Origin of the sequence: Sphingomonas sp. (assembly GCF_035317925.1) — a bacterium.
Taxonomy (GTDB): domain Bacteria; phylum Pseudomonadota; class Alphaproteobacteria; order Sphingomonadales; family Sphingomonadaceae; genus Sphingomonas_I.
The window spans coordinates 1-10,900 of sequence record NZ_DATHFV010000046.1; the positions used below are offsets into that span (position 1 = coordinate 1).

The following is a 10,900-nucleotide window of genomic DNA, read 5'->3' on the forward strand; positions in this document are numbered from 1 at the left end:
CGGACGCGCGCCGAGGCGGTCCTTGATCATCTCGACGCACATGTCGAAATTCGCGCCGGTGCGGTCGAGCTTGTTGACGAAGCACATCCGCGGCACGTGATACTTTTCAGCCTGGCGCCACACCGTCTCGGACTGCGGCTCAACGCCGGCAACGCCATCGAAACAGGCGACCGCGCCGTCGAGCACGCGCAGCGAACGCTCGACTTCGATCGTGAAATCGACGTGGCCGGGGGTGTCGATAATGTTGATGCGGTGATCGTTCCAGAAGCACGTGGTCGCAGCCGACGTGATCGTGATCCCGCGCTCCTGCTCCTGCTCCATCCAGTCCATGGTGGCGGTGCCCTCATGGACCTCGCCGATCTTGTAGGACTTACCGGTGTAATACAGGATGCGCTCGGTCGTGGTCGTCTTGCCGGCATCGATGTGGGCCATGATGCCGATGTTGCGATACATATCGAGCGGATGGCTGCGGGCCATGACGTATACTTCCTTAGCGATATGGGGAGCCGGACGATCCGGCTCCCCACTATGTAGGTATGATTCGAACGGGCGCTAGAGCGTCCGGCCTTACCAGCGGTAGTGCGAGAAGGCGCGGTTCGCTTCCGCCATGCGGTGCGTGTCTTCGCGCTTCTTGACCGCGTTGCCGCGATTGTTCGCCGCATCCATCAGCTCGCCCGACAGGCGCGCCGACATGGTGTGCTCCGAACGGGCACGGGCGGCCGTGATCAGCCAGCGGATGGCGAGCGCCTGCGAACGCTCCGGACGAACCTCGACCGGAACCTGGTAGGTCGCGCCGCCGACGCGGCGGCTGCGCACTTCGATGCCCGGACGAATATTGGCCAGCGCATCGTGGAACACGCCAAGCGGCTCGCGCTTGGCACGCGTCTCGACCGTGTCGAGCGCCGAGTAGACGATGCTCTCGGCAGTCGACTTCTTACCGTCGAGCATGACGCTGTTCATGAACTTGCTGAGCACGACATCCCCGAACTTCGGATCGGGCAGGATTTCGCGCTTTTCTGGACGACGACGACGAGCCATCTTTTTTCTTCCTTACAAACTTCAGCCTGATGATCGGACAGCCCACAGAAGGGGCCGATCGGCTTACTTCGGACGCTTGGCGCCGTACTTGGAGCGGGATTGCTTGCGGTTCTTGACGCCCTGCGTGTCGAGCACGCCGCGCAGAACATGGTAGCGGACACCCGGAAGGTCGCGCACACGGCCGCCACGGATCAGGACCACCGAATGCTCCTGAAGATTGTGGCCCTCGCCCGGAATATAGCTGATGACTTCGCGCTGGTTGGTCAGGCGAACCTTGGCCACCTTGCGCAGAGCCGAGTTCGGCTTCTTCGGGGTCGTGGTGTAGACGCGCGTGCAAACGCCGCGCTTCTGCGGGTTCTTTTCCATCGCAGGCACCTTGGACTTGGCGATCTGCGGTTCGCGACCCTTGCGGATCAACTGGTTAATCGTCGGCATGAAGCCCTTCACCTTTCACAGGGTTACTTTACCGTGTCAGCACCACATGCTGCCGTTGGAACGGCGGAATGCGATAACGGCCCAGGTGACGTTCGCCCCCGGGGCCTGCCAAGCATCGGCAATGTTCAGTGCACCCGCATGGGCCTATAGAAAGGCCCGCGAGCGAGCGGCCCTATAACGAGGGACTCGGAGAGCGTCAACGGGGCGCGCTGCGCGGACGCATTGCGATGAACGGTTCGTCGAACACACGCCTCGCTGCACCGCAGCAATAATCGCGAAACATCCTGCCGTATCGGTGGTTCATGCCCGGTGCAGCTTTTTTAGCCAAAGCGGGCGTGGATGTATCAGACCTCTCTGCTTGACGCCCAGACCATGGACCCTGCCAAGCCGCTCGCCCCGCGCTCGGCAACCATCGCCTACCCCGCGCAATGGCATAGTACCGCCCCCGGGCGCGCCCAGTTCCTCTCAGCCGCGCTGGCGCATCGCTGGGCAGGCCCGATCCTGCTGCTGTTGGCCGCCTTCACGGTGCGGGGAATCTGGTTCGGCGATCCCGTGGTGCAGATCGACGAGCAATTCTACCTGCTGGTGGGCGATCGGCTGCTCCACGGCGCGATTCCCTATGTGGACGTGTGGGACAGGAAGCCGATCGGCCTGTTCCTGCTCTATGCCGGTATCCGCCTCCTCGGCGGATCGGGCATTATCGAATATCAGATCGTGGCGACTTTGTTCGCGTGGGGCACCGCCCTGATCGTGACGCGGATCGCGCGCAGCGTGGCGTCGCCCCGCGCCGCATGGATCGCGGGGATGGTCTATCTGCTGTGGCTCAACATGTTCAGCGGGCCAGGCGGTCAGTCGCCGGTCTTCTACAATCTGTTCGTCGCCGGCGCTGGCTTGCTGACGCTGCGCGCCACCGGCCATGGTACGGCGAACGCTACGCGGTTGCGGCTAGGGGCGGCGGCGATGGCGCTGTGCGGCGTCGCGATGCAGATCAAATATACCGCCATGTTCGAAGGCATGTTCTTCGGCCTTGCCTTATGCTGGGCGCAGTGGCGCGAAACGCGGCGGCTGGACGCGACGCTCGGCGCCGGGCTCGGCTGGATGGGAATCGCGCTTGTGCCGAGCGCGGCGGTGCTCGCTTTCTACGCGTCGATTCATCAGGAGCAGGCCTTCCTGTTCGCCAACGTTCTGTCGGTAATGCAGCGCGGCAGCGCCGGGACGATCGAGCTGCTGCAGCGGCTGGGCATGATCGCTCTATTACTGTCGCCCCTATTGATCAGCCTGGCCTGGTCCGAGAGGGTCAAAACGTGGCGCGCGCACGATCATCATGCCCACAATTTCCTGCTGCAATGGTTCGGCGCGGCGGTGATCGGACTGCTCGTCTTCGGCACCTATTATGATCATTATGCGCTGCCGCTGCTGGTGTCGCTGTCCGCGGCGATCGCGCCTGTGTTCGATCATATGCGCGGCGACAAAAGGATCGGCTTGCGGGTTGCGGGCGTGCTGGTTGCGATCGGGGTGATCGCGACCGGCGTCGGCTATCGCATCGTCACCCTGCGCAAGGGCAATGCCGATTATATCGCGCAGGTCGTGGCGACGATCGAAGCGAATCGTCACGGCGGATCGCTCTACCTCTATGATGGCGAACCGGTCCTGTACCTGTTCACCGGCGCCCCGGCCCCGACCAAGTTCCTGTTTCCCAACCACCTCGACGAAGCGATCGAGGGACCGGCAATCGGGGTCGACCCGGTTGTGGAGGAAAAGCGCATCCTGGCGACCATGCCGCAGGTGATCGTCGATGGTGGCCTGCAGCCACAATATCGCACGCCCGAAAGGGTCAAGGGCGAGCTCGACTATATCAACCGGGCGACGCGCGCCGTGCTCGATCCGGTGCTGGCACGCGATTATCGTCTGGTCGCGCAATTCCCGCTCAAGAAGCGCTACCGCCGGATCTGGGTGCGGCGCCCGGACGCCGCCTGAGCGATCAGGACACCCGCGCCTTTGGCTTGATGTAGACGCTGGCGATCTGCGGCCAGGTATGACGCAGTTCGGCTTCGGTGTCGGCGATCAGCCGCTCGATATCTCCCACCGCAATCGCATCCACGAAATCGACGCTGGCGGAGACGAACACCTTGCGCGGCGCGATGTGGATGGTGATCACCTCCTGCACGTTGCTCACCTCCGGCCGCGCCGCGAACGCCGCGCGGATCGCATTGACCAGTTTGGGATCGGCGCGCTCGCCGATCAGCAACCCCTTCGATTCGCGTGCGAGCATGAAGGCGACGATCGCCAGCGCGACGCCGATCACGATCGAGGCGGTGCCGTCCCAGACCGGATTGTGGGTCCAATGGGTCAGGAAGACCCCCAGCGCCGCCACGACCAGACCGAACATCGCGGCCGAATCCTCGAACAGGACGATAAAGGTCGCGGGATCCTTGGAGCGGCGCACCGCCTGCCACCAGCCCAGATCGCCCTGCGTCACGCGGAATTCGCGCACCGCCGTCAACCAGGAGGCACCTTCCAGCGCGAACGAAACCGCGAGCACGACATACGCCCATGTCGCATTCTCGATCGGACCCGGCTCAAGAATGTGGCGGATGCCCTCGTAGATGGAGAGGCCGGCCCCGGTCGCGAAGATCAGGATCGCGACCACGAAGCTCCAGAAATAGAGTTCGCGGCCATAGCCGAGCGGGTGAATCTCGTCGGCGGGCTTCTGCGAGGCGCGCTCGCCGTAGAGCAACAACAGCTGGTTGGTGGAATCGACGACCGAGTGGAATCCCTCGGTGAGCATGGCCGAGGAACCCGTGGCCCAAGCCGCGAAAAACTTCGCGACCGCGATGCCGAGATTGGCGCCGAGCGCCGCCAGCAGGACGAGCTTGTTGTTGCTTTCCGCCATTAGGGTTCAGACCTGCTATTTAGGAGGCCGTGACAGCTGCTTACCGGGATGCCAGGCGAGGAGAGCCGCGAAGGGCGGGCCGGTTGCCCGATCGAGCAGCTCGACATAGCCTGGCGCCCGGGAAGCGCCTGCCCAAAGGGTGGGACGCAGAAACGCATTGGTGCGGTCGATCGCTTGGCAGCTACTGCCGGTAGCTGCCCGCGCGCTCTTCCTGCCACTGCGCTTCTGCGTCCCATCACGACCTCCTAAATAGCAGGTCTGAACCCTTAGCGCGCCGGGCCGGTCACCACCTGCCCGCCCTTCAACACCCAGGTCGGATGTTCGAGCAAACGAACGTCCTTGGTCGGATCGCCCGCTACCGCGACGATGTCGCCATAATGGCCGGGCGTGATCTGGCCGACATCATCGACGCGGTTGAGCGCGATCGCGGCGTCGCTGGTGGCGGCGCGGATCGCCTCGACCGGGGTCATGCCCCATTCGACCATCTTGGCGAACTGACGAGCATTGTCGCCGTGCGGGTAGACGCCCGCGTCGGTGCCGAACAGCATCTTCACGCCCGCCGCATGCGCGGCGCGGAAGGTCTGGCGCTGCTTGAGACCGATCATCTTTTCCTTGGCGAGGCTTTCGGCGAAGACGCCGTTCTTGGCGCCGTCCGACAGGATGTAGTCGTCGTCATAGATATCCATGTCGAACCAGGCGCCATGCGCCTTGGCCAGCTTGAACGATTCCTCGTCGGCCAGGCTGGCATGCTCGATCGTGTCGACGCCCGCGCGCAGTGCATCGTTGATGCCGTCGGTGCCATGCGCGTGGACCGCGACGCGCAGGCCCAACATGTGCGCCTCGTCGACGATCGCCTTGATCTCCTCGAACGAGATTTGCTGCGCGCCGACCGAATCCGTCTTCGACAGCTCGCCGCCGGTCATGCAGACCTTGATCACCTCGGCGCCATATTTGCGGAGCGTGCGGACCAGGGCGCGGAACTGTTCCGGACTGTTGGCGATGTTCGGCTGTGGCACGTTGATCGAGGGCGGGAACTCGGTCGAATCGCAATGGCCGCCGGTCGCGCCGATCGCGTAGGTGGCAGGCACGATGCGCGGGCCGGGCACATAGCCGTGATCGATGCCCTGCTTGAGCGCGACGTCGTCATAATTGGCAGAGCCGACCATGCGGACGGTGGTGAAGCCGGCCTCGACCGTCTTCTTGGCGTTGGCGACGCCGACCACGGTCCAGAAATTGTCGGTATATTCGAGGCCCTGATAGCCCGAGAGCGTCGGGTCGCCGGTCAGGTGGACATGCATGTCGATCAGGCCGGGCAGGATCGTGACGTCCCCCAGATCGAGCCGCTTGGCGTCCGCCGGGATATTGGGCCGTGCGCCCGTGCCGCTGACCAGGCCCTGCACCCGGCCATTATCGCCGATCACGACCACGACATTGTCGACCGTCACGCCCTTGGCGGGATCGAGCATATGCGCGGCGGTGACGACGGTCACGGCCTGGACGCTGGTCGTGGCGAGGAATGCGGCGAGTGCGGCGAAAGTCCACTTCATGGGCGGCCCCCTATCTGGCTGTATAGGCCGATGATTGGACGCGGAATTCCGCCCGCGCAACGATCTAATGCGCGGTCAGAGGTGCAGGGGGCGGCGAGGCGGCCGGCAGAGGCACATAGACCGGTGCGGCCAGCCCCAACCTCGCCACCGTGCCGAGCGCGATCGCGCCGATCAGCACGCCGCCCGCGATGAAGCTGCGCCGCCGATCGAGCGCGCGCGTATCGGCCAGCAGGATCAAGGCGAGCGCCGCCGCGACCATCGACCAGAGGTGATAGCGCAGATCGCTGGCGATGCTGACCAGCGCGAAGCTGGCGCTCATGCACAGGGCCGACAAAGCGAGCGCACGGCCGAGCCGCACCTGCGGGCCGGTCAGGCCCGTGCTCGCCCACAGCAGCCCGGCAGCGACGATCGCCCAGGCGAAGGGCCAGCCGAGCGGGCTGACCGCCATCAGTTTCGCCGCCGCGATCAGCCCCTCTCCGCCGGGATTGGGGGCGACGCCGAGCCCGTCATGATTGGGTTCACTGTCGAGCGGCGGGTTCGCGTCGGGCTCCCCCGGCCCGACCCAGAAGCGCAGATTGGCGTTGAAATGGCCGATGCGGTGCTCGGCATAAGCGAGCGGGTGATGCGCGACGAGACCGGCCCATTCCGCCATCATCCGCCGGTCGTCGAGATGGTCGAAGATCACCGCGTCGCCGACGAAGCCGCATTGCGCATCCTCGCCATAGGGGTTCCAGAAATAGGGCGTGTAGCAGCCCTTCTGCTCGGCCCGCGCCCAGCCTTCGGGCGCGAGCCCCGGCAAGGTCTGCAGATGCGCCAGGTGGGCGATGCCGGCCGCATCGTAGAGCGGCAGGGAGTTCTCGACACCGGTATGCTCGGCACGGAAAAAATATAGGTTTAGCAAAGGGTTGATGATCAGCACCGCGCCGATCACGGCGAGCACGGCGGCGCCCTTGTGCCAGAACTTCGGCAGGCGCGGCCAATCGAACAGGGCGAATGCGAACGGGATAGTCGCGAAAACGGCATTGCCGCGCACCAGGGTCGCATAGGCGATCAGCAGCAACGCCAAGGCCAGTGCCCAGCGCGGCAAGGGCCGCTCGTCGAGCCGCCAATGCGCGACAAGACCGGCCGCGCCGACGAGGCAACAGGCCATCTGCGCATCCTTGAGGATCACTGTCGCCCAGCCGAGCCAGAGCGGCGCGATCCCGACCAGCAGCACCAAGGCCGCCGGACCATGCTTGGCACGCCGCCCGAACGCGGCCGAAATCAGGGCGAGACCGCCCCACCAAAACAGCATCTGGAGGAAGAAAAAGGGCGCTGAACCGCTGTGGAGATGGAGCAAAAGCGACCAGGTGCGCGCCATGATCGGCGGATGCCAATCGGCATAAGTACCGTCGACCGCCTGCTCATATTGGGCAACGCTGTCGTACATGGCGACGCCGGGAAAGCGCATCGCCAAGGTCGCGCCGAACAGCAGGAAAGCCGACACGAACCAGGGCGCGGAGGCGCGCGAACGCCCTTCCATCGCGGTCGTTACTGCCCCTTTTTCCGCACCCATCGTGCCTCTTGTAGGGGAGGAAACGGCCTGCACGCCACCGTTTCGCGCGCTTTTAGCGGTCGAAACGGTGACGCTAAGGCGGTTTATCGGGGGATCATACCGATCGTAACCAGCCATTTGTCAGCCAGAAGCGGCCAATCGGCGGCGGGTTTGGCACTGTCATGGCGCAGCCCGAAGGCGTGGCCGCCATGTGCGAAGAGGTGCATCTCGGTCGGCACGCCGGCCTTCTTGAGCGCCCTATAATAGACGAGCGAATTGTTGACGCTGTCGACCGGATCGTCCTCGTTCTGGATGATGAACTGGGGCGGCGTGCGGGCGCTGACTGGCACATCCGGGTTCAGTTCGAACCTGTCCTCGTCGATCCAGAGATGGCCGGGATAGAGCGCGATCCGAAATCGGGGCGCACGCTGATCCGATCGATCGCGTCGACCGGCTTGTAGATGCGCTCCAGCGTGCTGGTCGCGGCGACGAGATGGCCGCCGGCGGAGAAGCCGAGCACGCCGATCTTGTGTGGATTTATGCCCCAATCCTTTGCGTGGAAGCGCGTGAGCGCGATCGCGCGCTGTGCGTCTTCGAGCGCGGCCGGATTGTCGGGATAGGGCCCGGAACGGGGATAATGCTTGTCGCCGGGCACGCGATATTTGACGAGCACGCAGGTGACGCCCTTCGCGGTCAGCCAGTCGCAAACGTCGGTGCCTTCGAGGTCGATCGCGAGGATCCAGAAGCCGCCGCCCGGGTAGACCACGATCGCCGCGCCCGTATTGCGGCCCTTGGGCCGATAGACGATCATCGTCGGGCGCGAGACGCGGTCGATCGCGATCACCGTCTTGCCGCCGATCAGCGATTTGGGATCGCGCGTCATATATTCGGGGCCGCTGACGGGGAGCGGATCGGGGGCCGCGCCGGGCCAGAGCGGGATTTGCGGATGGCCGGGCGCGGGCTGCCAGGTGGCGGCGTGCGCCGCGCCGGCGAGGCTGAGCGCGAGGCCAAATATCATCTTCCTCATTTCACGCGCCCCGCTTTCTCGTCGGCGATGCGCTTGTCGAACAGGGCTTCGAACCGGTCGGCGAAGGCGCGGCACGCGCCGGGATCGAGGAAGGGATTGGGGTCGGTGCCGGCGCGCAATTGGACCGCCTTTACGTCGCCGCCCGACTGATCGGGATGCGCGCTGATCAATATGTCGCAAGGCAAGGCGCGCATCGTCGCGAAGCTTTGGCGGAAGGCGTCGGCGAGCCCCTGATGCTCAGGGCCGGTGAAGAGATAGAAGTCCGCCGCGATCGGGTTGAGGCTGGAGGCAAACACCATCGCCTTGCAGTCGCCCCGCTCGCACGATTGCCAGCTCCAGCTGGTGCTGCCGGGCGTGTGCCCTGGGGTCGCGACCGCGGTGACGGTGACGCCGCCCAGCCGGATGGTCGCGCCGTCGCTCACACCGCGCACCGGCCCGACGCCGTGATAGTGGGCATGGTAAGCAGCCTGCGGATCGTCCGCACTCGGCCGTCCCGTTTCCAGGGCCTGCACCGCCGCCTTGCCCGCGATCACGACCGCATGTGAATCCCGCGCCAGTGCGCCGATGCCGCTGGCATGGTCGAAATGCGGTTCGGTGCTGAGGATGTAGCGGACGTCGCGCACCCGGAAACCGAGCGCCTTTATGTTCGCCTCGATCGCCGGAACGCCTTGCGGCAGCGCGCCATCGATCAAGATCAGGCCAGCCCTGGTCTTGATCAGGCCGACGTTCAGACCGGCGAAGCCCACAAGATAAGTATTGCCATAAATATGGAGCGGGGGCTGCTTCACCAGCCATTGGTTCGCCGCGACCGGGTCGACCGGCTGCAGCAAAGGATCATGCGGCACGCGCGCATTCGCTTCGCCGCCCGATACAGAAGCGATCAGCGCGAGCCCAAACGGGACGATCTTCGGAACTGCCATCAGCGGTCTCCCTGCATTTCTAGCGCGATGATGATCGGGCGAGCGGGACAAGCGCAAAGCATCTTATCTCGACAGAGGCATGAGCTTAATTCATGACTGAACCATGGATCGGGCCCAACTTCCGCTGAATGCACTGCGCGCGTTCGAGGCGGCGGCGCGGCACCTCAACTTCACCCGCGCAGCGATCGAGCTGCATGTCAGCCAGGGCGCGGTCAGCCATCAGGTGGCGGCACTGGAGGAAAGGCTGGGCACCCCCCTGTTCCGCCGCCTGCCGCGCGGGCTGGCGCTGACCGACGAGGGGCATGCTCTGGTGCCGGCGGTGGCCGACGCGTTCGACCGGATCGGCGCGACGCTCGATCTCTATGCCGACGGGCGGCTGCGCGAGGTGCTCAATGTCGGCGTGGTCGGCACCTTTGCCGCCGGCTGGCTGCTGCGCCGGCTCGACGCTTTCAACCGCGATCATCCGCGCGTCGATCTGCGGCTGATGACCAATAACAACCGCGTCGATCTCGCCGGTGAGGGCCTCGATTTCGCGATCCGCTTCGGCAACGGCGCGTGGCACGGCGTGCATGCCGATCCGATCCTGCAGGCGCCGCTCTCGCCCCTCTGCAGCCCGGCCATCGCCGAACGGCTGACCGATCCCGCCGCGCTGGCGCGCGAGACGTTGCTGCGATCCTATCGCGCGGACGAATGGCCGCTCTGGTTCGAGGCGGCGGGCGCGCCCTGCCCTTCGCTGCGCGGGCCGGTGTTCGATACCTCGCTCGCGATGGTGGCGGCGGCGCAGGCCGGCCACGGCGTAGCGCTCGCTCCGCCCGCCATGTTCGCCGACGATCTGATCGGGGGGCGGCTGATCCAGCCCTTCCCGACCGAGATCGTCACCGGCGGCTATTGGCTGACGCGGCTTATGTCGCGCAGGGATACGCCGGCAATGGCGGCGTTTCGAGGGTGGTTGAAGGCGGTGGCTCAACCCTAACCGTCATGCTGAACTTGTTTCAGCATCCATCCATCATCCGCACCGCCGCGCCTGTGGCAAGATGGACCCTGGAACAAGTTCAGGGTGACGCTTTTCGGATCAGATGTGGATCACCCGCCCATACGCCGCGAGCACGCTTTCGTGCATCGCTTCCGAAAGCGTCGGGTGCGGGAAGATGGTCTCCATCAGGTCCGCCTCGGTCGTCTCAAGCTGCTTGGCGACGGTATAGCCCTCGATCAGTTCGACCACCTCCGGGCCGGTCATGTGCGCGCCGAGCAGTTCGCCGGTCTTGGCGTCGAACACCGTCTTCACGAAGCCGTCGACCTCGCCCATCGCGATCGCCTTGCCGTTGCCGATGAAGGGGAATTTGCCGACCTTGACCTCATAGCCGGCATCCTTGGCCTTGGCCTCGGTCAGGCCGACGCTCGCCACCTGCGGCCGGCAATAGGTGCAGCCCGGAATGTTAAGCGCATCCATAGCGTGCGGATGAACGTCCTTATTGCCCAATGCCTGGGCGATCGCCTCGGCGGCGA

General features: G+C 65.1%; 11 protein-coding genes and 1 pseudogene. 2 read left to right on the plus strand and 10 right to left on the minus strand.

The features are described from left to right. The 3 genes from VK533_RS03715 to rpsL all read right to left on the minus strand — a co-directional run. A partial coding sequence (locus tag VK533_RS03715; RefSeq protein WP_324375131.1) for a GTP-binding protein occupies nt 1-477 on the minus strand: 477 nt, incomplete at its 3' end. 90 nt (nt 478-567) lie between these two features. Then, a complete protein-coding gene (gene rpsG / locus VK533_RS03720; protein ID WP_324375133.1) occupies nt 568-1,038 on the minus strand; it encodes a 30S ribosomal protein S7 in 471 nt (156 codons plus the stop codon). A 63-nt stretch (nt 1,039-1,101) separates the two neighbouring features. Further along, entirely contained in the window at nt 1,102-1,473 is a 372-nt protein-coding gene (gene rpsL / locus VK533_RS03725) for a 30S ribosomal protein S12 (RefSeq protein WP_116091428.1), read from the minus strand. A gap of 339 nt (nt 1,474-1,812) precedes the next feature. Here rpsL and VK533_RS03730 point away from each other — a divergent pair, with 339 nt between their 5' ends. Then, on the plus strand, nt 1,813-3,450 hold the full coding sequence (locus VK533_RS03730) for a hypothetical protein (RefSeq protein WP_324375135.1): 1,638 nt from the start codon (nt 1,813-1,815) through the stop codon (nt 3,448-3,450). 4 nt (nt 3,451-3,454) lie between these two features. Here the strand turns inward: VK533_RS03730 and VK533_RS03735 are convergent, their stop codons facing one another. The 6 genes from VK533_RS03735 to bla form a co-directional block, all read right to left on the minus strand. Further along, entirely contained in the window at nt 3,455-4,366 is a 912-nt protein-coding gene (locus VK533_RS03735) for a cation diffusion facilitator family transporter (protein ID WP_324375137.1), read from the minus strand. Between the two features lie 266 nt (nt 4,367-4,632). Then, nucleotides 4,633-5,913, minus strand: a complete 1,281-nt coding sequence (locus VK533_RS03740; RefSeq protein ID WP_324375139.1) for an amidohydrolase family protein — start codon at nt 5,911-5,913, stop codon at nt 4,633-4,635. A 64-nt stretch (nt 5,914-5,977) separates the two neighbouring features. After that, on the minus strand, nt 5,978-7,468 hold the full coding sequence (locus VK533_RS03745; protein ID WP_324375141.1) for a hypothetical protein: 1,491 nt from the start codon (nt 7,466-7,468) through the stop codon (nt 5,978-5,980). Nucleotides 7,469-7,551: 83 nt separating this feature from the next. Then, nucleotides 7,552-7,797 (minus strand): alpha/beta hydrolase, encoded by a 246-nt coding sequence (locus VK533_RS03750; protein ID WP_324375142.1) that lies wholly within the window; start codon nt 7,795-7,797, stop codon nt 7,552-7,554. Nucleotides 7,798-7,805: 8 nt separating this feature from the next. Then, nucleotides 7,806-8,474: an alpha/beta hydrolase gene (locus VK533_RS03755; protein ID WP_324375144.1), complete on the minus strand. Its 669-nt coding sequence runs from the start codon at nt 8,472-8,474 to the stop codon at nt 7,806-7,808. Further along, nucleotides 8,471-9,394, minus strand: coding sequence for a subclass B3 metallo-beta-lactamase (gene bla, locus VK533_RS03760; RefSeq protein ID WP_324375146.1), 924 nt, complete (start codon nt 9,392-9,394; stop codon nt 8,471-8,473). Before bla ends, VK533_RS03755 begins: the two co-directional genes overlap by 4 nt. A 103-nt stretch (nt 9,395-9,497) precedes the next feature. Between bla and VK533_RS03765 the strand changes: the two genes are divergently transcribed. After that, the gene (locus VK533_RS03765) at nt 9,498-10,367 is read left to right on the plus strand and encodes a LysR family transcriptional regulator (RefSeq protein WP_324375148.1); all 870 of its coding nucleotides are present in this window, start codon (nt 9,498-9,500) and stop codon (nt 10,365-10,367) included. 99 nt (nt 10,368-10,466) lie between these two features. Here VK533_RS03765 and VK533_RS03770 read toward each other — a convergent pair. After that, a pseudogene (locus tag VK533_RS03770) lies at nt 10,467-10,900 on the minus strand (dihydrolipoyl dehydrogenase); the annotation flags it as partial.